We start from the raw sequence: 25,523 nt of genomic DNA, 5'->3' as shown, positions 1-25,523 counted from the left end.
ACAAGCGTGTGGAAAACTAGGTGGATAAGTGTGTGGACAATCTAAACAGCCCTGAACAAGCCGATTTAAGCTGGTTAACAACGTGGAGTAACTTCTTAAATCAGGCTCCATTTACTGAACAATCGCAAGTGTCAGAAGCTACTTCTTACTTGCAGCAGCTTATTGAAGCGAGCTTACAAGGCGATAGTTGTATTGATATCAGTTTAGAGCAAATTGCAGCACTTGGTCAGCTTGCTATATCTGCCGATCAAGCAAACTTAAAAGTTGCGCCGTGCGTCTACGATGAGCAGGGGTTGGCATTATACCGATATTGGCACCTAGAGCAACGACTTGCAGAACAAATTTGTCGATTAAAGCAACAATTAATTCAACCTGTCTCTTGTGATGACTATTTAGACCTGCTTACCGATGCTCATCAACAGGCAGCTTTACAAATGGTTGCTCGGCAGAGCCTGAGTATTATTACGGGTGGGCCGGGTACAGGTAAGACTTATACGCTGGCACGTATCATTGCTGTACTTAGCCAAGCTATTCCACATATTCGTGTGGCGATGGCTGCTCCAACAGGTAAAGCAGCACAGCGAATGCAAGAGGCTTTACAGAACTCGTTTAATGACCCTAAATTGCTTGAGTCCGGATTAGTGAGTGAAGAGCTCAGAAATCAGGGAACACAAACGATTCACCGTTTGTTGGGGATGGGACATAGCCAGACACCACGGTTTAATCAAAAACAGCCTTTGCCTTATGACGTGATTGTCGTCGATGAAGCTTCCATGCTGGATTTAAATCTGGCTACTCTTTTATTTGAAGCTGTGCCTGAGTCTTGTCGAATTATTTTATTAGGAGATGCAAATCAGCTCGCTTCCGTTGATGTCGGGGCGGTTCTTGCAGATTTGCAGCAAATACAGGCGTTGGCTGATAACCGGGTACAATTACAAACCAGTCGTCGTTTTACTGAAGGTGCGTTGATTGGACAAGTGGCCAAATTTATTCAGGCACAAAGCTATAAACAAGACCATGTAGAGGTTTTGCAGCGGTTTGAAATTGATATTGTTCAGGTTTCAGAATTAAAGCCTATACTTTTACAAAGTGACATGCCTGATGTTGTTCAGCTTGAATATTTACCAGAAGGGGGGCTATTAGACCTAGATACCTATTATCAAAAGCTAATGCTCGGTTTCCAAGGATATGTACAGAGTCTAAAAAATTATTTAAAAGAAGAACGCTCGATTGAACAGGTCCAAAACGTAGTAAAAGCATTTGATGACTACCGGATTTTAACCGCGGTTCGTCATGGTCCGTTTGGATTGCAGCAGTTAAACCAATATGCGCAGCGTTGGTTGCAGCAGCAACTTTCAATAGTGACTCTTGGAGGATGGTATGTCGGTCGTCCTGTAATGATGACCTATAACGATTATCAGCTCAGTATTTCAAACGGGGATATTGGTTTGTGCTTTGAGCACAGGACTCAGCCACAGCAGTTTGAAGTATATTTTCCAAGTTTGAACAAATGGGTTGCTGCAAATCGATTACCTAAAAGTATTCAAAGTGCATTCGCTTTAACAATTCATAAATCGCAAGGGTCTGAATTTACACATACTGCTGTCGTTTTAGATCAGGCTGCCAAGAACTTATTAAGCCAAGAACTTATTTACACTGCGATTACACGAGCTAAGAAAGTAGTCAGTCTTTTGGTGCATCAAGAGGCTTTATTACAAGCATTTACAGTTCGTACTACACGAAAAAGCGGTTTAGTTCAAAAAGTTAATCGGTTAGTTCGTTAAGACAAACTTAATATTTTTACCCTTGTAAGAAAAAGCTTACATAGATTCGAGATATTTGCTGCTAGAGTACATCCCACGTTTTTGAGATTATAAACGCACAACGAGCTTGGCACGGAATGTCGGGCAAAATCGCACAATAATAATAACTTAAGTCGAGAGACTGCGAACTTACAATGAAGTAGGTGTATAAAGAGGAAACTTACAGCCGCTAAGCCTTGTAGTTTTGGGAGAGACTACAGGGCTTTTTTATATTCTACTTTTCACTATGTTTAAAAAAGCATTACAACATTTCGTTTTTAGCACTATCTTCACTCTGTTTTTGTCTAAAGATTTAAATCAATAATATCAATATATTTATCTATAATATGATTTCAAAACAGGCATTTTTCCTGTGAATTGTTAAGTTATATGTTATACAGAACTGTACGTTAAAGGTTAAAAATGGCTATTTACCAAATATTATACAGACCTGTACGTTTTCACTTACATGATGATAAGAAAAATACTACTTTTCTTCATAATTGGATATGTCACAATACATCACATAAGGAAATAGAAACAAAAACATCGGAAGTGAGTTAGAACAACAAGAAGGATGTGACTAGCATCTCACCAACGACAATAAAAACAGCAATAACACGATAAACAAAAACTACAGCGCAAAAAACCCAAGCAGAAATGCTTGGGTTTTTTATTTGTATTTGTTTCTACACTAAGTCAGTTTCATGAGAATCACTACCAAATAACGAACGGCGTTGATCTCTCGGTATACGTGGACATTGAGTTGAGATTTGATAGAGCACTTTAGCTAAAGCAGGTAGGTGAGTACCCACTACAGATTTACCAGTTGTTAATAGGGAAACACTGATATCTCTTTCAGGGTCAGCCCAGCATAAAATGTTGGAGAATCCTAAATGACCAAAAGCTTGCCCCGTCATTGGGCCAAAAAGACCTACAGGATTGCTACCTAACATTGGCCCCAGAGCATAGCGCATTGGAATTAGCAAAGTACGGTCAATGTTAACTCCTGTGGTTGGCAGTGTTGCTCTGAAAATTGTTTTCTCACTAAAGATTTGCTGACCGCCGTAGCTTCCACCACTTAAAAGCATTTCAAAGAAGCGGCCAGCTTGTTCTGCACTGGTATAGATGTTTCCAGCTGGGCAAATGGTGTCCATAAAACGACTATCGTTAGTCACATCAACTGCAAGTTGTAAACCGCCACCTAACACATGATTCAGATAGTGATCGGTACCAAGGCGAGGGTGCAGACCTGTTGCACAGTTTAAGGCGACTTCTGAACGGTATTCTGGTTTTAAGCCATAATTGAAATAAGGCATCCCCATTGGTTTTTCGATAGTTTGATGTACAAATTCACGTAAATCCTGCCCAGTCACCCGTTCAATGACTTCTCCTAAAATATAACCTGCCGTAACAGCATGATAGGCAAGGTGATTGCCAGCAGGAGACACAGGTCGGGCAGCATATAAACGTTTTAAAATTTCGTCTTTATCAAATAATAAATCTGGTGTGACATCGCCATCAATATAAGGAATGCCACCACGATGTGCTAATAAATGAAAGATCGTTGCACGACGCTTACCGTTGACACCATATTCAGGAACATAATAGCTCACAGGATCAAGCAAATTGATTTCACCCTTTTCATCTAATAGATGAATCAACATGGCTGTGATCATCTTTGATGCTGAAAATAGGCAAACAGGTGTGTCAGGTGTTGCAATCAGGGCATTTTTTTGAAGTCCTGCCGGAGAGTTTCCTTGAGCATATCCAATGCTTCGATTCAGCAAAATTTTACCTTGTCTGCGTAAACAAAAGGTAATGAGTGGATAGTTTCCGGTTTTATATAGTGTTTCTATACTTTTCCAGATTTTTTGAATCTGGTGATCACTCATTCCACCCTGTTCAGCAGCAACTTCATCTTTTTGTCGAATGACTTGCTCAATATTGTCCGGTATTGGACAAGTGTTGGTTGAAAAAATTTTCACACGTCCCTCGCGCTTCTTTCTTTTTATTCGAGGCTAGTGTGCAGGGTTAAGGTCCTCATGTCAGTGTCTAAAATGACAAGTTACTGAAAACTATTTTGCAATCCACCTATAGATACCTTAAAATAGGCGACTTGCTGTAGTGATGCACGGCAGTCAGTTGCCTCAACTGATTCATATCGTTTACTTTTTTAAGCATCTCGGAGAAATCGAATGGCTTTAACTAATGCAGACCGCGCAGAGATCATTGCTAAATTTGCTCGCGCTGAAAATGACACTGGTTCACCAGAAGTACAAGTAGCTTTATTGACTGCTCAAATCAATGATTTACAAGGTCACTTCAAAGCTCACAAACACGACCACCACAGCCGTCGTGGTTTGATCCGTATGGTTAACCAACGTCGTAAATTGCTCGACTACTTAAATGGTAAAGACCACGGTCGTTACACTGCTTTGATCGGTGCTTTAGGTTTACGTCGTTAATTCGATTTTCACTTTGTTTTCGCTATTTCGCATGTCGCAATGCTTTATCGCTGAAAAGAGAGTTTCACTTAACGTTAGGTTAAGTGATTTTTAGAAGGGGCGCTTGTGCGCTCCTTCTTTGCGTTTAACTTATTTTAAATAATTGATCTAGTGTGATGGCTTCTAAGCTTTGTCATTTATCTACCAATCGGTGTAGTCTGAATGCCAAACCTTAGGGGTCTCACTAGAATAAAATTAGGAAAATACAATACATGTCAATGTTTAATATCGTTCGTAAAGAATTCCAATTCGGTCAACATCAAGTCGTTTTAGAAACGGGTCGCGTTGCACGTCAAGCAAACACAGTTTTAATCACTATGGGTGGCGTAACTGTTTTAGTTGCAGTTGTTGCTCAACCTAAAGCAAAAGCGGGTCAAGACTTCTTCCCGTTAACAGTGAACTATCAAGAAAAACAATATGCAGCTGGTCGTATCCCTGGTGGTTACGGTAAGCGTGAAGGTCGTGCTTCTGAAGCTGAAACTTTAATTTCACGTCTTATTGACCGTCCAATTCGTCCGTTGTTCCCAGAAGGTTACTTCAACGAAATCCAAGTAACAGCAACAGTTGTTTCTTCTGACAAAACTATGGATGCTGACATTGCAGCAATGCTTGGTACATCAGCAGCATTGTCTATTGCTGGTACTCCTTTCCGTGGTCCAATTGGTGGTGCACGCGTTGGTTTAATCAACGGTGAATATGTTCTTAACCCGAACTTCGAACAGTTGAAAGAAAGTGACCTTGACCTTGTGGTTGCAGGTACAGAATCTGCTGTATTGATGGTTGAATCTGAAGCGAAAGAACTTTCAGAAGACCAAATGCTTGGTGCTGTTCTTTTCGGTCATGACGAAATGCAAATCGCAATTCAAGCGATTAAAGAATTTGCTGCCGCTGCTGGTGCTGTTGAATCAACTTGGGTTGCTCCAACTAAAAACGAAGCTCTTCTTGAGCAATTAAAAGCAGCTTTCGAAGCGAAAATCTCTGAAGCATATACAATTGCGGTTAAACAAGATCGTTATGCAGCACTTGATGCACTTTATGCAGAAGCTGTAGCTCAGTTCGTTCCAGAAAATGACGAAACTGGTATTGCTGATGAAGTAAACGAATTATTCGAAGACCTTAAATACCGTACAGTACGTGACAACATCTTGTCAGGTAAGCCACGTATCGATGGCCGTGATACTAAAACTGTTCGTGCTATCGACGTTCAAGTTGGCGTATTAGATCGTGCACACGGTTCTGCATTGTTTACACGTGGTGAAACTCAGGCGTTAGTAACAACAACTTTGGGTAATACTCGTGATGCGTTAATGGTTGATACCCTTGCTGGTACTAAGACTGACAACTTCATGTTGCACTACAACTTCCCTGCATACTCTGTAGGTGAAACAGGCCGTGAATCTGGTCCTAAGCGTCGTGAAATTGGTCACGGTCGTTTAGCACGTCGTGGTGTTCAAGCAGTTCTTCCTGCGGCTGACCGCTTCCCGTATGTAATTCGTATTGTATCTGACATTACTGAATCAAACGGTTCATCTTCAATGGCTTCTGTATGTGGTGCTTCATTATCACTTATGGATGCAGGTGTTCCGCTTAAAGCACCAGTTGCGGGTATCGCAATGGGCTTGGTGAAAGAAGGCGAGCGTTTCGCAGTACTTTCTGACATCTTGGGTGATGAAGATCACTTAGGTGATATGGACTTTAAAGTAGCAGGTTCTGCAAACGGTATTACTGCACTTCAAATGGACATCAAGATTGAAGGTATTACTGAAGAAATTATGGAAGTTGCATTAAACCAAGCATTTGCTGGTCGTATGCACATCCTAAACGAAATGAATAAAGTCATTTCACGTGCGCGTGCTGAAATCAGTGCTCATGCACCGACGTTTGAAGTGATTAACATCAACCCAGACAAGATCCGTGATGTTATTGGTAAAGGCGGCGCAACTATTCGTCAAATTACTGAAGAAACTAAAGCTGCAATTGATATCGAAGACAATGGTACAGTTCGCGTATTTGGTGAAACTAAAGCTGCTGCTAAAGCTGCAATTGCTAAGATTCAAGCAATTACTGCTGAAGTTGAACCAGGTAAGATCTATGACGGTAAAGTAATTCGTATTGTAGAATTCGGTGCGTTTGTAAACATCATGCCGGGTACTGATGGTCTTCTTCACATTTCACAAATTTCAAATGAACGTATTGCGAACGTAACTGATGTTCTTAAAGAAGGTCAGGAAGTGAAAGTACAAGTTGCTGATGTTGATAATCGTGGTCGTATCAAATTGACTATGAAAGACATTGAACAAGCATAATTGTTCTGGTGACATGAAAAAGTCCGCTTGATGCGGACTTTTTTTATGGCATGATGCAAGTAATACAAAAACAGATCATTGTGGTATGCAGGTTTATTACTTTTATCGCCATCACGCTGACGGCTATGTCTTTTTAAGCCGTGAGCAGCATAATGAACACATTCTAGAGTTTTTCTGGATTGATAGTGTCAGAACGGATGTGGTGAACCATAACGAAGAATGGCAACAAAAGATTCAGCAGCTTTCAGACGTGGTTATCAATGAATTTCATATGCGAGATATTGCGAATATTGAGCATCCTTGTGCATTTGATACGCTTGAAGAATACGACCTGCTTATTTTTAGAAAGCTCGTTACACCTGATGATGAAATTAAAAATGGGGAATCCCATGAGAGTGTATTTGGTCTAGCAACCACGCCGATTAGCTTTATTTTTACCCCTAAAGTTCTGATTAGTGTTCGTGAGCAGGGCAATAAGTCGATTGAAAACTATATTCAACGTCTCGAAAATATTTTATGTAAAACTTTGGAAGAACAAAACAAAACCCGTAAGCTGCCTAATTCGCCTGTAGATTTATGTTTACGTCTGCTGAATAGCATGGTGGATGGCTACCTTGATATCCGTTCACCTTTAACTAGAAGGGTTGAGCATTGGCAACAACAATTGTTGCAAGGTAATCGTCGTTTTAAACAGTGGCATCAACTGTTTCATGAAAACATGGCCTTTCAGCAGGTTGAAAATTTATGCGAAGAGCAAATCGAAACCTTACAAGAGTTTCGAGATGAAATTGTAGAAAACTATCATCATGTTATTGGTGAGAAGACGCATAGTTCTCAAGATCTTTTATTAGTTCGTTTGAATGATTTAATGAGTCATGTCGAACGTATTCAAAAACATACTTTACGTTTACGTAGCGCCATTCAGTCGGCGATTGATTTGCACTTCTCAGCAATTGCCAACCAGACCAATGAGAATATGCGTATTCTTGCCATTATTACTGCTGTATTTGCACCGCTTACGCTTTTAACCGGTATTTATGGAATGAACTTTGAGTTTATTCCAGGGCTTAAATCACCGGTAGGTTTCTGGATTATGCTCGGAGTCATGCTGCTAAGTACTGTTTTGTTACTGTACTATTTTTATCGACAACATTTGGTGGGGCGCGGTGAAAAAAGTGTGATTGATTTACTGGCTCAACAGCATCGCCAAGATCGAATGAATTTGTTTTGGTTTCTGGAATATGAACCGATTAAGCAGACTTTGAAGGAAGTGGAAAAGATTACTCGGTTGAAATAATTCTTCAATTTTTATTGAATTTTTTCCAAATTTGCTTGAGCTAAGCGTCATCCACAACCTGAGCGAGAAAAAGCAAACATCGTTTGCTTCGAGCGCAAGACAAACGAAGTGCGTAGCTTGTGTTCAAATATAAATTTGATCTTAGTACGCACTTCAATATCTCTGGTTTTGGCCTTGCGTAGCTTCGCTACTCATGCCAAAACAAAAGTAACGTAATTGGCTGATGAAATAGATAGTGAGTGCCAGTAGGACTCCGTCGTCACTATCTAATCTAATGAAAATGCTTCAACTGTTTTCTAAGTTGTTGCACTTCATCAATCAAATCTAACATTACAGCAACTGCTGCCAAACTTGCGTCAAAGTCACGTTGTAGACGATACGCTTTACGTGCACGTGCGACATCTTCACCCATAAACTGGTGTGCCTCAGGTGTGTTCTCGACTGATAAAATATCATATTCAATGAGCTGAAGAATCCAGTCAGGACTTTGGCCACAAGCTTGGGCAAATTGTTGTAAATCAAATGTCGATTGTTCATCAACGACCTCTGCACTAAAGGTATGGCCGTCATATACAATTTCTCGATAGTGAATGGTTGTCATGATCTTGCTCCCTAATGAGATGAACGAGGTTCGAATGAAGCAAAGGCTTCTGCCAGTTGCTGATACGCTTCTTTTTCTTTTTCAGAATTTGCTGGGGGGAATACAATATTTAAAATTAAATAGAGATGGCCTGGCGTTTTATTTGGTATCCCTTTGTCTTTTAAGCGTAGCTGTTGTCCTTGTTTGGCATTTTTAGGTAAATTGACATGTAAGGATCCTGCTGGAGTTTTTACTTCAATACCTTGACCTAGTGCCGCTTCCCAAGGAGCTACATCTACGGTCAGATATACGTCACTGCCTTCAACATGAACACGGTCTGTATCTTTATACTGGATTTCAATATAAAGATCGCCGTTGGCACCGCCATTAATCCCGCTTTGGCCTTGTCCACTTAAGCGAATTTGTTGACCTTCTTTCATGCCTTTTGGTATTTTCACCTGCAAGGTTTTGCGTTGAACTTCAGGTTCGCCATAAGCGTTTATGGTTGGAATTTGCAAAGTAATTTGCTGTGTTGAACCATGATAGGCAATATCAAGATCAACCTCTATGCTGGCATGTTGATCTTCACCGTGATAACTACGTTGTTGTCTTTGATATTGTTGTTGCCCACCGCCAAAGCCTGCACCAAAGCGACCAAATAAATCTTCAAAACCACTAAAGTCTGCTTGTTCACCACCTGTAAAACCTTGGCGATAAAACTGTGCTCCATCAAAACCACCTTGTGCAGCACCCTGACCAAAGTTATTAAAACCTTGAGGATGATCTAACATTTGGTCATATTCGGCTTTTTTTTCTGCATTGCTTAATGTGTCGTAGGCAACATTAATGGCCTGCATCTTTTCCTCTGCATCTTTTTCTTTGCTGATGTCTGGATGATATTTGCGGGCTAATTTTCGATAAGCTTTTTTAATTTCATCAGCAGAGGCTTTGCGTGTAACCCCTAATTCTTCATAATAATTTTTTGCCATAATGTTTTATCACGATGGTGTTGTTTATTTCATTATGAAACGATTTTTAGAGTTTTCAATAAGCTAGATTGTATAAGAGTTGTTCTATTACGAAATCCAGCGGAACGTAAGGAGGTATAGCAAAATTAGACTATACCTCTAATAAGTTAGATAAAACTTTGATACAAGCCGTAAAGAGCAATCAGTAAAAGTAATAAACCGCAGAGGCCTAATATTTTTGGATATAAATGACTGTTAGAAAGGCGGCGGAAAAAGATATAAACCAAAGATAGGGTGAGGAAGTCTAAAACAATCCATGTCAGCGTAAGTAGGGTTAAACTTAAATTTAACTGAGGGGTAATAGAGACAAATTGCGGAAAGAAAGCCGAGAAAAAGATAATATCTTTTGGGTTTGAAATACCGACAAGAAAACCTTTTTTAAAGCCACCATTTTGTGCTGAAACTGTTTGTATCGCTTCTGGGTGAGGTGCCTGAATCACTTCTTTAAGAATACTCAACCCCAGATAGCCAATATATAGGCAGCCTAAAATACGAATGATATTGAGGTAACTATCATTAACACTCAGTACTCCTTTTAAAACCAGTACTGAAATAAAAATTAAAACAAGGGATGCTAGGTTTGTACCAAAAATGGTTTCCAGTGCTTTTTTATAGCCCCCTTTAAGTCCAGCGCTTGCAACTAAAATCATGACAGGGCCAGGGGTCGCAATCATGATAACTACGCTAAAAATAAAGAGAAAATAATCAAAATAATTCATGGTATTTAGGCATCTTATTTATTAGGCTATAAAGTAGCCTTATATTATCCTATTTGAATTAACATGTTGAAAATTATCATCAAAAAATGCAGGTAAATAAAAAAGGCGGTATAACCGCCTTTTTATAAAGTTAAAAGATTAACTTAAATGTTCACCAAATAACGCTAAAGCCTCTTCAGCGGTAAAGGTATATTGCGTATTACAGAACTGACAGTCCATACGAATCGGGTTCTGATGTTCTAGGGTTTCATGAACAGCGTCTACACCAATTTGAATCAGGGCATTTGCACAGCGTTCTTTTGAACATGTACAGCCAAATTTTAAAGCTTCAATTTCTGGTAAACGAACTTCTTCTTCGTTATATAAACGATACAGGATTTCATTTGCATCTAAATTGGTAAGCTCTTCAGCTTTTAATGTTTCGGTCAACATTGTCAAACGTGGCCATAAATCTTCATCGACCAAGTTTTGCTCTTCTTCATCATGACGTGGCAAGAGTTGAATCAGTAAACCGCCAGAACGCTTATCTGTACTTGCCAACACAATACGAGTTGGAATTTGTGCAGATAAATCGTAATACTGCATCAAGCAGCCTGCTAAATTTACTTGATCAAGCGGCACGATCCCTTGATAACGTTCGCCAAATTCCGGTTCAATATTAATAAATAAAACAGGATTAACTAGGGCGCCCAGAACTGTGCTGCTGTCTGTTGCTTCAACAAAGCGAGGATCAGTTTCATAGTCCGCTAAAGCACGAACCTCTCCTAAATGATTACATTCAGCCATCGCCCATTTGAAGGTGCCGCTAGCCTGGATTTGCAAGCTGATACGGCCTTTGATTTTTAGTGTACTTGCAAGTAATGCAGTCGCACTCAACATTTCACCTAGCAGAATTTTAACAGCAGGCATATAGTCACGTTGAGCTAAGATGGTTTGTAGGGCTTCTTCAAGATGAACTACTTCTCCACGTACTGGAAAGTTCTCTATATAAAAGCGTTGGCGTAAATCAGACATAATATTCTCCAGGGCCCTAAGCAGAGTATAACTATTTCGTTTTAATCAAGCTTAGGAAATGCAGCGAAGCCGCAAGCCGGACAGGGGGCAGATTTGTGCCCATTGTCCAATTATTTAGGCAATGTGAATAAGTCCTTAATATAGCCATTTTCTGAAATCTCAAGTTATTCTAGATGATCTCTTGTAATGTCGATGCGATTTGGTTGTAAATGACGCTTTAAATTAACATCATGTTTTGATGTAGCCTGTTGCTGCGCATCACTTTCAAACAAATGTTCAAGCTCGGCTAAGGCATTACGATGTGTTTCAAAGATCTTCTGTTCGTCTGTATAAATACTTTGCTGCTGTATAAGCAATTTCTCATCATAATCCCGAAAGATTTCGATATTGTTATAGGCTTGTTCATCAGAGATACCGAGTTCTCGCAAAGCGCGGTAAGCCATACCTAATGAAGATAGATACGTTTCACGCCAAATGTATTCAACACCTAAATCTCTTAAAAGATGGACATGGTGACGGTCGCGAGCACGAGCCAACAGCTTTAAGTTTGGATAATTTAATCTAAGATGGCGCGCGACATTCATAGAGTCTTCAACATCATCAATCGCTAAAATAAATACTTTAGCTTTTTCAATACCGGCAGAACGCAGTAAATCGGGCTGGGTTACATCGCCATAATAGAGTTTGCCGCCGTAGCGACGAACAAAGTCCACTTGATGAAGATTGTTGTCGATTGCAGTAAAGCCTAAATGTTGTAGGCGGGCAATACGCGCGATAATTTGTCCAAATCGACCAAAACCGGCAATGATAATCGGATTATCCTGCTGAGGAATTTCGTCATACTCAGGTGGACGTTCTTTATTAAACAGAGGAATGATCTGAGTTGCCATAATCCAGTAAATTACTGGTGTAAGTACCATCGACAACGTTACGATTAGAGTCACGGGTTCTAATATAGCTTGAGTTAAAACCTTCTCACTTTTTGCAAGACTCAAAATTACAAAAGCAAATTCTCCGCCTTGTGCCAAGCAAGTACCTAAAAGCAAGCTGTTATTCCAACTGTATTTTTTATAGCGGGCAATAGCGGTCAATATCAGCGTTTTGATGAGTAATAAACTGACTGCACCACCAATAATAAGCAAAGGCATTTCAATGAGCAGTGACAGCTGTGTGGTCATGCCAACGGTCATAAAGAATAAGCCAAGCAATAAACCTTTAAATGGTGCAATACTCGCTTCAACTTCGTGGCGAAATTCTGAATCTGCTAATAATACACCTGTGAGGAATGCACCTAATGTAGTGCTAATTCCTAAAGTGTCCATAAGCAAGACAACAGCAAGAATAATAAATAATCCTACTGCTGTAATAAGTTCAGTCGCTCCACTTTTGGCAACAAAGCGGAAGAATGGACGCATCACATAGCGACTAAACAGAAATAGACCAGTAAAGGTTGCAATGATAGCCGCAAAATAAGCTACCCCATGATGAGTTGATTCTGTTCCTGCCAATAATGGAATAATGGCAAGTAAAGGAATAGCCGCTATATCTTGGAAAAGTAAAATGGAAAAAGACTGCTGACCATAAGTCGTATTGAGTTGCTGCTTTTCGGTCAGAAGTTGTAATACAAAAGCGGTGGAAGACAGCGCAAGGGCAAAACCAATGACAAAGCTGACAGAAAGCTGCTGTTGAAACAGTAATAGTACGATCAGCATAAGAATAGCCCCACTAATGAGGACTTGCAGACTTCCCATTACAAAAATAGAGTTACGCATTTCCCATAAACGTTGTGGGCGCAACTCTAAACCAATCAGGAACATTAATAAGATAACGCCAAATTCGGCAAGTTCCATAATCGCTTCAGGGTCATGTGCAATATTTAAAACACTAGGGCCCAGAAGTATTCCTGTAAATAAATAGCCTAAAACTGTTGCTATCCCTAGGCGTTTGCCAAGAGGGACTAAAATCAGAGAAGCTCCAAGAAAAATTGTTGCTTGCAGTAAGAATGACATTCATTGCCTCGAATGTATTAGTCTCTTTTAAGTGTAAAGCCAAAAAGGCTTCTTCACACTATGATATTCAAGCCATCTAATTAAATTCTTGCGGATCAACATCAATTGAGAGTCGAAGTTGATGCTGCCTTGATGCATGAACCAATTGTGACCACCATTGTCTTAAGTAAAAATGGAGGCGAGCACGGTCAGCAGATAAAATCACCATGTGGGCGCGGTAGCGTCCAGCTTTACGCTCCATAGGGGCTGGAATTGGCCCCCAAATATCAACAATTTCACCCGCAATTTGGCGTAAATGTTCTGCCGCTTCATTTAAAAATTGCAAGGTATAGTCACGATCTTTGGATTCCGCACGTATCAGTACTGCATAACGGTAAGGCGGCAGTAATGCGACTTTACGTTCCGCAAGAGTTTGTTTGGCAACCGCCCGATAATCTTTTTCGATGAGCGTGGTCAGTAAAGGGTGATCTGGTCTTAGGGTTTGTAAATAAACATGGCCTTTATGTTCACCACGGCCTGCACGACCCGCGACTTGTACAATTAACTGTGCAGTACGTTCTGGCGCACGAATGTCTACGCTGAGTAACCCAGCATCAATATCTAAAATAGCAACCAAAGTCACGTGTGGGAAATGGTGACCTTTTGCCAACATTTGAGTACCAAGCAAAATTGTTGGTTTGTTTTGATGAATCCGATCATAGATTTTTTGCCAGCTACCGACACGACTGGTGCTGTCACGGTCAACCCGAATCACATCATAGTCTGGAAATAGTTCTTGTAAGTGCTCTTCAACCTTAGCTGTTCCAGCACCTAGGGTTTTTAGGCTTTTTTGCTGACATTCAGGGCAGTGATCGGGTAAGCGATGAACAGTACCGCAGTGGTGGCAGTGTAAATAAGAATAAGGCTGAGTGTGCAACGTAAAATGTGCATCACAATGTGGACAATTTGCTTGCCACCCACAACTTTCACAGACCAGTACAGGTGCATAGCCACGACGGTTTAAAAAGATTAAAACCTGTTCTTTTCTTGCTAACGTATGCTTGATTTGCTCAATAAGAGGTTGGCTAATTCCATGTTGCTTTTTGACAATTTTAAGGTCAATCAAATGCATTTTAGGCAAAAGCGCATGGCCTGCACGTTGGTTAAGTTGCAGTGAAGTTAATTTACCAGTTTCGACCAAATAATAACTATCGATGCTCGGTGTTGCTGAACCTAAAATAACTGGACAGTTTTGTAAGTGACCTCGGTACAGTGCGACATCACGTGCATGGTAACGGAAACCTTCTTGCTGTTTATAAGAGAGGTCATGTTCTTCATCTAGAATGATTAAGCCCAAACGTGGCAGTGGCGTATAGATGGCTGAGCGGGTTCCTAAAATAATAGATGCTTTGCCAGTCTGAGCCTGTTGCCATGCTTGTAAGCGTTTGGAGTCATTTAAGCCTGAGTGCAATAGAGCAATATCACAGTTAAAACGAGACTTAAAACGAGAAATCGTTTGAGGGGTTAGACCAATTTCTGGGACTAATACCAGTACTTGCTTACCTTGCTTGAGCACTTCGTGCATGATGTGCAGATAAACTTCAGTTTTACCACTTCCTGTTAAACCATCTAACAAAAAAGCTTGGTATTGATGCTGTGCGTTTACGACGTGCTGAGTTGCTTTCTTTTGGTCTTCATTGAGTGTAAGTGGCATTTGTGCCAATTGAACAGGTGATGGGCTAAAGTCGTGCGGTTCAAGCGTACAGTCGACTAGTCCCTTCTTTTGAAGTGCTTTAAGCGTAGCCGTTTCTACACCACTTAAATTAAGAATATTCTCTGTAGTTCCGGCAGGGTGTAACTTTAAAATTTGATACGCATCTTGTTGTTTAACAGAGCGTTTAAGAAGTGCTTCAACATTATCACATGGTGTGATTTTCCAAAGATGGAACAAAACATCCATTGGTTTGCCTTGACGCAATAATGCAGGTAGGGCAGTTTGCATGACCTCACCAATTGGAAATTGGTAATACTGAGCTGACCATGTCAATAAACTTAAAACTTGTTCATCTAAAATTGGTTCTTCATCTAAAAGGTCAGAAATGGCTTTAAGCTGAAAGGTACCTGTAAATGATTCACTTGGATCAACTTTTTCAGTAATGATGCCAATCAGATTTTGGCGTCCAAATGAAATAGCGACGCGTGAGCCTACGTGAGCCCGTTCATATTGTGCTTGGGTGAGTGTATAGTCAAAAGTATCGTACAGATGCACAGGTACGGCTACACGCACACGATAAACAACTGAATCAGGCTTTGGCGTTATGGTCATAGAGGCTCATTTCGTCAATTTTAAAAAACGGCATAGCGTCGTGAAGAGGACTTGGGTATTCTACACAGGCTATAGAACGAATATGAATGATTGCGTAGCATAGATGCAACAGCAGCGACTATTATTTTTGGAAAATTAGAACATTACCATGCCTGCATATCAATTTACTGCCATTGATGCTTCAGGGAAGCAGCAAAAAGGGGTGCTTGAGGGAGACTCAGCGCGCCAGATTCGCCAACAATTACGTGATAAAGCATGGACTCCAATTAGCGTTGACCCTGTTGAACAAAAAGATAAACATCAGAGTCAGGGATTATTCCAAAAAAAGTTCAGCGCTTACGATTTGGCGCTCATGACTAGACAACTTTCGGTCTTGGTTGCCGCTGCTATTCCACTTGAAGAAGCTTTGCGCGCCGTGAGTAGGCAAAGTGAAAAAACACATGTGCAAAATCTTTTATTATCTGTGCGTTCTCGAGTCTTAGAAGGGCATTCACTCGCACAAGGTATGCAGCAGTCTGGACGTTTCCCTGACCTTTATATTGCAACGGTGGCTGCTGGCGAGCGTTCTGGGCATTTAGATCTCATTTTAGATCAGCTTTCGGATTACACCGAAAACCGCTTTGCCATGCAAAAGAAAGTTCAGGGCGCCATGATTTATCCAATTATTTTAATGCTAATGTCTTTTGGTATTGTGATGGGTTTAATGACTTATGTTGTGCCAGAGATTGTAAAAACTTTTGATCAAAATAAAGATGCTTTACCGTGGATTACAGTCGCTTTAATGAAAGCGAGTGATTTTATTCGCCACGCGTGGGTGTTTATTATTCTTTTTGCAGTGGTAGGTGTTATCGCATTCGTTCGGTTTTTAAAAACCACTGCTGGACATTATGCTTTTGATCGATTAACACTCAAATTGCCATTATTCGGTAAACTGTCACGTGGTATTAATGCTGCACGATTTGCCAGTACCTTATCTATTTTGACCCGTTCAGGTGTCCCTTTGGTCGATGCCTTAAAAATTGGTGCAGCAGTGACCAATAACTGGGTTATTCGCGACTCAATTGCTCATGCGGCTGAGCGAGTGACAGAGGGGGGTAACTTAGGTACGCAACTGGAGCGCAGTGGTTATTTCCCGCCAATGATGGTACAAATGATTCGAAGTGGAGAGGCATCAGGCGAGCTTGACAGGATGTTAGAACGAGCATCGACCATGCAAGACCGTGAGGTGACGACATTTATTTCAACCTTACTGGCATTACTTGAACCGCTTATGCTGGTTTTAATGGCAAGCATTGTACTGGTTATTGTAATCGCGGTTATGCTGCCAATCGTAAATATGAACAATATGATTTAATAACTTTGATATTAGAGATAATGATGAAAGTAAAAAATATTCAAAGCGAAACAGCGATGGAACAACATAGTGAATCTGCGGTTTCAAATCAGTTTGAGCCAACGTGCCATTCCGAGCATTGCTCTCTATCAGATGTTTGCTCCTCAAGCACAGCTTTCGGACTTGCGGCACGTTCGAGCGGTGCTCGAATGAAGCGTGCCTCAGGCTTTACCCTCATTGAAGTCATGGTCGTGATTGTAATTTTAGGTGTGTTAGCAGCTTTAATCGTACCAAATGTCATGGGGCGTAGTGAAAAAGCTAAAATTGATACGACTCAAATTGCATTAAAGGGTGTGGCGGGTGCTTTAGATCAGTACAAGCTAGATAATGGCCATTTCCCAACCATGCAAGAAGGTGGGTTAGATGCTTTGGTTAACCAGCCTGCTACAGCGAAAAACTGGATGCCAGGTGGTTATGTAAAAGGTGGTTATCCTAAAGACAGCTGGAAAAATGATATTCAATATGTCATTCCTGGGGCAGATGGTCGAGCTTTTGACTTGTACTCATTTGGAGCGGATGGCAAAGAAGGCGGTGAAGGTAATGATGCAGATATTTATTATCAACCTTAATTAAAATGTAATGGAGATTATCAATTCAGTTAAACAGTTAAAATGATAATACGAATTGATAATCTCTCTCAATCAGAAAAATATAATAACTAACTGAAAAATATAAATTAAAGTTAATATAAATATTTGAGATTTATAATAAGAATTATTCCCATATTTAATAGTTACAAGAAAGTTAAAATGTAGAGAAAAATAAGCTATATATTTAAATGAAAGCTTTGCATAATAAATAAAAAGCACTTTATTCAATTAAAAGGAGAGATTAAATGAAAGCATTTCTCATAGTAGATGAACTGACTCAGTTTCATTGGGTAATGCTCAAGTCTGTCCTATTGATTTTGGGTTTATTGCCGATTGCTGAAGTTTCATTAAAGTTATGGCTGAGTACAGAGGGAAGTAGCCAAATCATGATTGGTTTCTTTGCATTAAGTATTGTGAGTGCATGGTTAATGGTGAGCTTCTTTACTGCATTAAAAGCGAGCGTGTGGCAAGCTAAACAAATATCTACTCAATATGAGCAATTTCTTTTTAAAGCTTATCGTTATGTACCTATGGTCTTTTTATCGAGTTTAGTTGCATATTTATCTCTGCAATTATCAATCGCTTTTTAATAATATTTTAAAACCAAATTTTTAGATAAAACGTAGACTCAACATCTACGTTTTATTTTTTAACAGGACTTAAAAACAGGGTGTTTCTTCATTTGTACATATTATATGCTTCAAATCAGCAATTTAAGAAAATGAGAAATATGAAATGGAACAAATCGATTGGAATGATTTTTTAAAAGTAGAGCTTCGTGTTGGTAAAATTATTCAAGCTGAGGTTTTTGAAAAAGCGCGTAAACCTGCTTATATTTTGCATGTAGATTTTGGTGAAGAATTGGGTGTACGTAAATCGAGTGCGCAAATCACCAAGCTCTATCAACCACAAGATTTGGTGGGTAAATTAGTTGTTGCTGTAGTGAATTTCCCTAAAAAACAAATAGGGCCTATTCAGTCAGAATGTTTGGTGACAGGATTTCATAATGCAGATGGTGATGTCGCACTTTGTATCCCAGAGTTTGAAGTGCCTCTGGGTACAAAGTTATTATGATTTAGCGACGAGATTTAAAAGAAACATCAACTTTACGTGGACGGTAAACCCAACCTAAAATCAGCAGTAAGACCGCAAATCCTAAAATTGGATAATCACCTAAACGGTTATAAAGAGTTTGGCCTTGCATAGCAGGTAAATCACCTCTCAAGACGAACTCTTTATCGATTGGTGCTTGTTCAGTGATATGACCATTTTGATCAATAAACGCTGTTACACCTGTGTTGGTTGCACGAATAAACCAGCGGCCATTTTCTTTCGCGCGCATCTGCACCATTTGTAAATGTTGCCAAGGCCCAGCAGTACCCGTAAACCAAGCATCATTCGATACAGTCACCAAAAAGTCGCTATCTTCTGCATTACGTCTTGTCAGGTTGGGGTAAGCCACTTCATAACAAATTGCAGCAGCAAGCGCATGCCCTTTAATTAAAAGTGGTTTCTGATCACTCTCACCACGTGTAAAACCGCTCATGCTAATGTCATTTTGCATGGCTGGTAACACCCAAGAAAGCAAACCTGACAGCGGAATATATTCACCAAAAGGTACGAGACGTTGCTTTTTATAGAGGCCGCTTGAATCGCTACCAGAGGCCATAATACTGTTGTAATACAGCGGGCTACCAACTTGATGTGATTTTGCAACATCCCAGTAGGGAATTCCGGTTACCCATGCAGTATGGTTCTTTTTAGCTTGTGCATCCATTGCATCCAAAAACGGTTCAATATCGGTTTGGAAAAGCGGAATTGAAGACTCAGGCCATACAATCAGGTCACGGCCCCATTCAGATTGTGTCAGACCAGCATAAATTTCTAATGTTCTAACTTGGTATTCAGTCAGCCATTTTAAATCTTGTGGAATGTTACCTTGAATGAGCGAAACGCTAAGCGGCTTGGCATCTTTAGGTTTTACAAACTGTATATATGATGCTCCCCATGCACCCAAAACTAACAGAGCAGAAGGGATAACCCAGAAAATACGTTTGCGTAGAACTTCGACGAAAGCACACGCTAATACAATGACGACGAAGGAAATTGCATAAATACCAAATAGAGGTGCATAACCATCGAGTAAGCGTTCAGTAAAAGCGTAACCTACAAACAGCCATGGGAAACCTGTAAATACCCAAGTTTTTGCCCATTCGAAAACAATCCAAAGTGGGGCAAAAGTAAGTGGTGTTTCAGGGAAGAATCGTCGGTAAACCCATGTCTGAAATGCCGTAAATAGACCCATCACAAGGGCCATAATAGCAATCATACACACGCTTAGAAAAGCATTGGTATCGCCATATACATGGATGGAAGTATAGAGCCAGAAAGCACCTACAAACCATAAGCCAAAGCCATAGCTCCAACCAATAGCAAAGGCTTGTTTAGCTGAGCGCTTATGTAATGTTGCATAGAGTAGGGCTGGAGATAAAATTGCCAACCACCACCAATAATAAGGTGCCAGTGAAAAACTGAACACGGCACCTGAAAATAAAGCAATGAGTAAAGGAAAAATTAAAGGAAGCTGTTTTTGTTGTTGCGAAGAATCTAACAGCTTTTCAAAGTATGCTCTCATTGACGTACAGCTCGAATCAGATGAATAGTGCGGGCATCTGCTTCAACGATTGTAAATAACCAATTTCCAAGCTCAACAGTTTGACCTTGTAAATCACTTACCAGACCAATCTCTTGAAGCAATAAACCGCCGACAGTTTCTACTTCATCGTCAGAAAAATCAGCATCTAAAACAGTATTGAAATGTTCGATTGGTGTAAGTGCTTGCACCATCCATGCATTTGCTACCGTATGGTCATTGTCAGGAACAATGTACTGAGCATCTTCATCGACCGTGTCGTGCTCATCTTCAATTTCGCCAACGATCTCTTCAAGAATATCTTCAAGCGTAACAAGACCGGCTGTTGAACCATATTCATCAATCACAATCGCAATGTGAGTCTGAGTATGCTTTAACATGCGTAGGACCTGATCGGAACGTGCACTTTCAGGAACAAATAAAGGCTGGCGCATAAGAACTCGAATATCGACTTTGGTATTCGGTTCAGTTAGAAACGGCAACAAATCTTTTGCGAGCAAAATCCCGACAACATTGTCAGGTTGATCGGCAGAGAAGACTGGAAAGCGTGAGTGAGCAGACTCGACCAGTACATCAAGAATATCAAGTAATTGATCATCTTCTTGTAAACTGATCATTGCTGTTCGTGGCGTCATGACTTCACGAATTTTTGTGGCTGGAAGGTCAAGAACGCCTTCAAGCATAGCAACAGTATCTGGTTCTAAAAAGCGGCGTGAATTTTGGACTAATTTTAATAATTCATCACGGGTTTCTGGCGCTGTACCTAACCATTTTCGTAAGCCTCGCATTCCCCACGACGGACTTGGTTCCTCTTGCATGATCTTTCCTAAAGACTCAATGTATCAAATGAATACACAGATCATACCGAAGAAAAGATGCTTATGCATCTATAAAACAAGCTAAAAGACAAAACGTATATTGTTATGTAAAAGCCAGTTACAGTTAACAGCTCAGTAATTTGTTTATGCTAAAATGTGAAAGTTCTATTTGTTCGAGTTTGTTATGTCAGAGCAACCCATTTCACCTACTGTACAACTCAATACGCGTGGTTTACGTTGTCCGGAACCTGTCATGATGTTGCATCAAGCCATCCGCAAATCTAAGTCTGGGGATGTGGTTGAAGTCTTCGCAACAGATAATTCGACCTCGTGGGATATTCCTAAGTTTTGTATGCATTTAGGCCATGAGTTGTTGTTACAAGAAGAACGCTTAGATGAAAATGGTCATAAAGAATTTCATTATTTAGTGAAGAAAGGTTAATAGGATAATAAGGCTTCTAATAAAGACGATTAGAAGCCATGAATAATTTAACTTTAATTTGAAATGATAATTTTTTACAAATAAGAATCGTTATATAATTTATAAAATTAAGCATATAAATGACGTATAAAAATGAATGATTATTTTGTGAAACGAAGCTTATTAATCTGTCTTTGGTTTTTCACTATTGCTGGTTTATTACATTTAGAGATCTCTTGGTTATCTGAAACTGTTGCTATCATTATTATATCTATTCTCATTATTTTAGGTTCAATTCTACTCGGTTATAGAAATACATCTTTTGCTCCTGAACCAAAGATAAAGATGAGTTTGATCTTGCATACAAGGTTTCTCGGGCTGATGTTAATTCTTGATTTATTATTTGGTAAATCGGTTTGGTACTACGATTTAGCGCGAAACTTTGGTTTTCTTGGCTTATTTTTATTAGGCACATTTATTTTCTATAAAAAGAATTTTAATTTAAACGTAGCAAAAATACCGCCTTTTCAATAAGCGGATACTAATAAAAAAGCCCCGAATAATCGGGGCTTTTTTATTACATATTAGGATATGAGCCGCGGCTAAAGCGGCGCAAGGAATTACATGTTAGGGTAATTCGGACCACCGCCGCCTTCAGGCGTTACCCATGTGATATTTTGAGATGGGTCTTTAATATCACAGGTCTTACAGTGAACACAGTTCGCTGCGTTAATCTGGAAGCGTTTAGAGCCATCATCATTTTCCATGATTTCGTAAACACCAGCTGGGCAGTAGCGCTGAGCAGGCTCATCCCATTTCGGTAAGTTCACATTCACTGGAATTGAAGGATCAGTAAGCTTCAAGTGAGCTGGCTGGTTTTCTTCATGTACAGTGTTTGAAATAAACACTGAAGATAAACGGTCAAATGTAAGTTTGCCATCTGGTTTTGGATAGTTTGGCTTAAAGCTTGTTGCATCAACAGTTTTCAATACAGCAAAGTCTTGCTTCAAGTCATGTAAAGTGAATGGCACTTTAAAGACATTCTGGTCGATAAAGTTAAATGCACCACCCATCCATTGACCAAATTTATGCATTGCTGGGCCAAAGTTACGAGAGTTATAAAGCTCTTCTTTTAACCAGCTGTTGTTAAATTTGTCAGTGTATGAAGTTAATTCTTTAACGAATAAATCTTCGCCTTCAGTAACACGTGCAATCGCAAGATCACCGCCTTTTTCTACACCCGCAGCAATCGCTTCAAATACAGCTTCACCACATAACATGCCTGATTTCATGGCAGTGTGTGAGCCTTTGATTTTTGCAAAGTTTAAGAAACCTGCATCATCACCAATCAAGCAACCGCCCGGGAAAGTTAATTTAGGAAGAGAGTTGAAACCGCCTTTCACTACCGCACGTGCGCCGTAAGAAATACGTTTACCACCTTCTAAATACTGTTTAATTAGTGGGTGAGTTTTCCAGCGCTGCATTTCCATAAATGGATACATGTGTGGATTTTCATAAGACAAGTCCACAATCATGCCCAAAGTCACTTGGTTGTTTTCAGCGTGGTATAACCACCAGCCACCTGAAGAAGCTGTTTCTGCTAAAGGCCAACCTGCACCGTGCATGACTAAGCCCGGTTTATGTTTTGCTGGGTCAATTTCCCAAAGCTCTTTAATCCCGATACCGTAGTGCTGAGGATCAGCATTTTTATCAAGGTTGTATTTCGCAATTAAGCGTTTACCTAAGTGACCACGGCAACCTTCAGCGAAGAGGGTATATTTAGCATGAAGCTCATAGCCTGGAGTAAAGTTATGCGTTGGTTCTCCATCTTTACCAATACCCATGTCGCCTGTTTGAATACCTTTTACAGTACCGTCTTCATGATAAAGCACTTCAGATGCAGCAAAGCCAGGGAAGATAGAAACTTCTAACTCTTCAGCTTTTTGACCTAACCAGCGAACCACATTACCTAAAGAGATCACATAGTTACCGTCGTTGTGCATGGTTTTAGGAACCATCCAATGAGGAACTTCTTTAGAAGTGGTGTCTGAAAGTAAGAAGAATGTTTTGTCTTCAGTTACAGGGACATTAAGAGGCGCGCCTTCATCTTTCCAGTTCGGGAAAAGTTCATTGATGGCACGTGGCTCAAGCACAGCACCAGACAAGATATGCGCACCTACTTCAGAGCCTTTTTCAACTACACAAACAGAAAGATCGGGTAAGTTTTTTTCAATCGCTAATTGACGGATCTTAATCGCAGCAGATAGACCTGCAGGTCCTGCACCTACGATGACAACGTCAAACTCCATCGATTCACGTTCGATGTGTTCCATGTAGGACTCCTCAATACTTAAAGGTGGCAACCGTCATATTCAGATAATTCGGTGCTGCCGTGAGTGTTTTAATCCATAGGCGCAAATATGCTATTGTGCCTTTTATCGTTTGGGCTAGTATAGTTTTAAACCATGATCTAGCCAATTGGCTGAGTCGTAACATTTTTTCGTCAGCAAGGCATAAACTATGGTAAATCAAAATAATTCACCATCGGATATGGGAAAAATACCGTTATCTGATGATAAAAACTTAATGAACATTGCACAATACTTAAAAGGTGTACAGCAAAGTCACAAAAGGTCAATTCCACCTTTAGAGCAGTGGCATCCAAAGCATTGCGGCAAAATGGATTTGACGGTGAAATCCAATGGAGAATGGTGGCACGAAGGTCAATTAATCAAGCGCCAAGCTCTATTAGATCTGTTTACCAAAGTCCTATGGAAAGAAGAAGGCAAATTCTACCTGAAAACCCCTGTAGAACAAATTGAAATCGAAGTTGAAGATGAACCTTTATTAGTCAATCAGGCAGATCAGGTCGCAATTTCAGGTGAGCAGTTTTTACAACTGACCACCACTAACCAAGATGTAATTTTGGTTGATGCAGAACATCCTATTTTTATGCGTGAATATGCAGGAGAGTTGCGTCCTTATGTGCATGTCCGTTTTGGGATTAATGCACTGATTCAACGTCAAGCTTTCTATCATTTGGTGAACTATGGGACACTAATTGAAAACGATAAAGGTGAAACCATTTTAGAGCTAAAAAGTGGTAATTTGCTCTTGCAATTAGGCACTTGAGGTTTAAGCTTTAGGGAGTGAAATTTTCTGACACTTCAGTACAGCTATGACCGCCATACAACCTTTATTTTCCGAGCTAGAACCTATGCCTAAAGCATCAGCAGATGCCCCAATTGGTATTTTTGATTCGGGAATTGGAGGGATGTCAGTTGCAGCAGAAATTGCCAAATATTTACCAAATGAACGTATTGTGTATTATGCCGATACTGCCTACGTTCCTTATGGTCCTCGCTCTGATCAAGAAATTAGAGAACTCACGGCTCGTGCTGTTGATTGGCTCTATCGTCAAGGTTGTAAAATTGCAGTCGTAGCCTGCAATACGGCTTCCGCATTTAGCCTTGATCATTTGCGTGAGCATTATGGAGAACACTTTCCAATTGTTGGATTGGTACCGGCCCTAAAACCTGCCGTATTACAGACTCGTTCTAAAGTAGTTGCAGTATTGGCGACACCGGCTACTTTTCGTGGCCAACTCATTAAAGATGTTGTCGAAAAGTTTGCTGTTCCGGCGGGCGTTAAAGTGATGACTTTAACCAGCCTTGAACTTGTTCCTTGTGTCGAGGCAGGTCAGCAAATGGGTGAGACATGTTTAAAGGCATTAAAAGAAGTTTTACAGCCTGCTGCTGAGCAAGGTGCCGACTATTTAGTGCTCGGTTGCACGCATTATCCTTTCTTAAATCAAGCAATCCATCATCTTTTTGATAACCAATTCACACTGGTTGATTCTGGATTGGCAGTTGCCCGACAAACAGCCCGTATTTTAATAAAAAATGAGTTATTATGTGACCAAATAGGTCAGAATGTTGCACGTATTGAATGTTATGTCAGCGGTAATAATGCTGAGGCACTGCAACCTGTTTTACAACATATGATTCCACAAGAGTTAACTTGGACACTTCATAATCTGAACTGATCTTTTTGCATCATTTAGAAAGTAGTGTTTTTTTAG

General features: G+C 40.1%; 22 protein-coding genes. 12 read left to right on the top strand and 10 right to left on the bottom strand.

Annotated features, from left to right (window positions below; all coding sequences use genetic code 11):
* The first annotated feature begins 32 nt into the window (after window positions 1-32).
* A complete protein-coding gene (recD, locus tag F928_RS20050; RefSeq protein WP_005079301.1) occupies window positions 33-1,784 on the top strand; it encodes an exodeoxyribonuclease V subunit alpha in 1,752 nt (583 codons plus the stop codon).
* Window positions 1,785-2,491: 707 nt separating this feature from the next.
* Here recD and yfeW read toward each other — a convergent pair.
* On the bottom strand, window positions 2,492-3,790 hold the full coding sequence (gene yfeW, locus F928_RS20045; protein ID WP_005079300.1) for a serine hydrolase domain-containing protein: 1,299 nt from the start codon (window positions 3,788-3,790) through the stop codon (window positions 2,492-2,494).
* Window positions 3,791-4,000: 210 nt separating this feature from the next.
* Here yfeW and rpsO point away from each other — a divergent pair, with 210 nt between their 5' ends.
* From rpsO to F928_RS20030, 3 genes are all read left to right on the top strand, one after another.
* Window positions 4,001-4,270, top strand: a complete 270-nt coding sequence (rpsO, locus tag F928_RS20040) for a 30S ribosomal protein S15 (protein WP_002114951.1) — start codon at window positions 4,001-4,003, stop codon at window positions 4,268-4,270.
* Window positions 4,271-4,527: 257 nt separating this feature from the next.
* Window positions 4,528-6,615: a polyribonucleotide nucleotidyltransferase gene (gene pnp / locus F928_RS20035; protein WP_170814194.1), complete on the top strand. Its 2,088-nt coding sequence runs from the start codon at window positions 4,528-4,530 to the stop codon at window positions 6,613-6,615.
* An 85-nt stretch (window positions 6,616-6,700) separates the two neighbouring features.
* Complete coding sequence (locus F928_RS20030; RefSeq protein WP_005079297.1) at window positions 6,701-7,912, top strand: magnesium transporter CorA family protein; 1,212 nt, start codon at window positions 6,701-6,703, stop codon at window positions 7,910-7,912.
* 271 nt (window positions 7,913-8,183) lie between these two features.
* Here F928_RS20030 and F928_RS20025 read toward each other — a convergent pair whose 3' ends face one another.
* The 6 genes from F928_RS20025 to priA form a co-directional block, all read right to left on the bottom strand.
* Window positions 8,184-8,513, bottom strand: coding sequence for a chaperone modulator CbpM (locus F928_RS20025; protein ID WP_002114963.1), 330 nt, complete (start codon window positions 8,511-8,513; stop codon window positions 8,184-8,186).
* 11 nt (window positions 8,514-8,524) lie between these two features.
* Window positions 8,525-9,481: a DnaJ C-terminal domain-containing protein gene (gene cbpA, locus F928_RS20020; RefSeq protein ID WP_005079294.1), complete on the bottom strand. Its 957-nt coding sequence runs from the start codon at window positions 9,479-9,481 to the stop codon at window positions 8,525-8,527.
* A gap of 146 nt (window positions 9,482-9,627) precedes the next feature.
* Window positions 9,628-10,239: a LysE family translocator gene (locus F928_RS20015; protein ID WP_005079293.1), complete on the bottom strand. Its 612-nt coding sequence runs from the start codon at window positions 10,237-10,239 to the stop codon at window positions 9,628-9,630.
* 138 nt (window positions 10,240-10,377) lie between these two features.
* Complete coding sequence (hslO, locus tag F928_RS20010) at window positions 10,378-11,253, bottom strand: Hsp33 family molecular chaperone HslO (protein ID WP_005079292.1); 876 nt, start codon at window positions 11,251-11,253, stop codon at window positions 10,378-10,380.
* A gap of 164 nt (window positions 11,254-11,417) precedes the next feature.
* On the bottom strand, window positions 11,418-13,262 hold the full coding sequence (gene kefB, locus F928_RS20005; RefSeq protein ID WP_005079290.1) for a monovalent cation:proton antiporter-2 (CPA2) family protein: 1,845 nt from the start codon (window positions 13,260-13,262) through the stop codon (window positions 11,418-11,420).
* 76 nt (window positions 13,263-13,338) lie between these two features.
* Window positions 13,339-15,567, bottom strand: coding sequence for a primosomal protein N' (priA, locus tag F928_RS20000; protein ID WP_005079289.1), 2,229 nt, complete (start codon window positions 15,565-15,567; stop codon window positions 13,339-13,341).
* Between the two features lie 148 nt (window positions 15,568-15,715).
* Here priA and gspF point away from each other — a divergent pair, with 148 nt between their 5' ends.
* The 4 genes from gspF (at window position 15,716) to csaA (ending at window position 18,624) form a co-directional block, all read left to right on the top strand.
* On the top strand, window positions 15,716-16,921 hold the full coding sequence (gene gspF, locus F928_RS19995) for a type II secretion system inner membrane protein GspF (RefSeq protein ID WP_005065941.1): 1,206 nt from the start codon (window positions 15,716-15,718) through the stop codon (window positions 16,919-16,921).
* A 23-nt stretch (window positions 16,922-16,944) separates the two neighbouring features.
* Window positions 16,945-17,529: a type II secretion system major pseudopilin GspG gene (gene gspG / locus F928_RS19990; RefSeq protein ID WP_005079288.1), complete on the top strand. Its 585-nt coding sequence runs from the start codon at window positions 16,945-16,947 to the stop codon at window positions 17,527-17,529.
* Between the two features lie 266 nt (window positions 17,530-17,795).
* On the top strand, window positions 17,796-18,140 hold the full coding sequence (locus F928_RS19985) for a hypothetical protein (RefSeq protein WP_005079286.1): 345 nt from the start codon (window positions 17,796-17,798) through the stop codon (window positions 18,138-18,140).
* A gap of 145 nt (window positions 18,141-18,285) precedes the next feature.
* Window positions 18,286-18,624, top strand: a complete 339-nt coding sequence (csaA, locus tag F928_RS19980) for a tRNA-binding protein (protein ID WP_005079284.1) — start codon at window positions 18,286-18,288, stop codon at window positions 18,622-18,624.
* A gap of 1 nt (window position 18,625) precedes the next feature.
* Here csaA and lnt read toward each other — a convergent pair whose 3' ends face one another.
* Together lnt and corC are read right to left on the bottom strand one after the other, a co-directional pair.
* Window positions 18,626-20,185 carry an apolipoprotein N-acyltransferase gene (gene lnt, locus F928_RS19975; protein WP_005079282.1) on the bottom strand — a complete coding sequence of 520 codons (1,560 nt, stop codon included), beginning with the start codon at window positions 20,183-20,185 and terminating at the stop codon, window positions 18,626-18,628.
* Complete coding sequence (corC, locus tag F928_RS19970) at window positions 20,182-21,021, bottom strand: HlyC/CorC family transporter (protein ID WP_002114976.1); 840 nt, start codon at window positions 21,019-21,021, stop codon at window positions 20,182-20,184. The genes lnt and corC overlap by 4 nt, the downstream gene beginning before the upstream one ends.
* Before the next feature lie 184 nt (window positions 21,022-21,205).
* Between corC and tusA the strand changes: the two genes are divergently transcribed.
* Window positions 21,206-21,463 carry a sulfurtransferase TusA gene (gene tusA / locus F928_RS19965; protein ID WP_002053527.1) on the top strand — a complete coding sequence of 86 codons (258 nt, stop codon included), beginning with the start codon at window positions 21,206-21,208 and terminating at the stop codon, window positions 21,461-21,463.
* Between the two features lie 132 nt (window positions 21,464-21,595).
* Window positions 21,596-21,976: a hypothetical protein gene (locus tag F928_RS22555; protein WP_005079280.1), complete on the top strand. Its 381-nt coding sequence runs from the start codon at window positions 21,596-21,598 to the stop codon at window positions 21,974-21,976.
* Window positions 21,977-22,062: 86 nt separating this feature from the next.
* On the opposite strand, the gene etfD is transcribed toward F928_RS22555, so the two are convergent.
* The gene (gene etfD / locus F928_RS19955) at window positions 22,063-23,775 is read right to left on the bottom strand and encodes an electron transfer flavoprotein-ubiquinone oxidoreductase (protein WP_005079278.1); all 1,713 of its coding nucleotides are present in this window, start codon (window positions 23,773-23,775) and stop codon (window positions 22,063-22,065) included.
* Between the two features lie 187 nt (window positions 23,776-23,962).
* On the opposite strand from etfD, the gene F928_RS19950 reads away from it, so the two are divergent.
* Both F928_RS19950 and murI read left to right on the top strand, forming a co-directional pair.
* The gene (locus F928_RS19950; protein WP_005079276.1) at window positions 23,963-24,574 is read left to right on the top strand and encodes a DUF1285 domain-containing protein; all 612 of its coding nucleotides are present in this window, start codon (window positions 23,963-23,965) and stop codon (window positions 24,572-24,574) included.
* Between the two features lie 46 nt (window positions 24,575-24,620).
* Window positions 24,621-25,487: a glutamate racemase gene (gene murI, locus F928_RS19945; RefSeq protein ID WP_016806054.1), complete on the top strand. Its 867-nt coding sequence runs from the start codon at window positions 24,621-24,623 to the stop codon at window positions 25,485-25,487.
* Window positions 25,488-25,523 lie beyond the last annotated feature (36 nt).

Source organism: Acinetobacter pittii ATCC 19004 = CIP 70.29 (genome assembly GCF_000369045.1).
In the GTDB taxonomy this organism is placed as follows: domain Bacteria; phylum Pseudomonadota; class Gammaproteobacteria; order Pseudomonadales; family Moraxellaceae; genus Acinetobacter; species Acinetobacter pittii.
The sequence above is the reverse complement of the archived record's forward strand: the minus strand, read 5'-3'. Positions and strand labels throughout refer to the sequence as shown.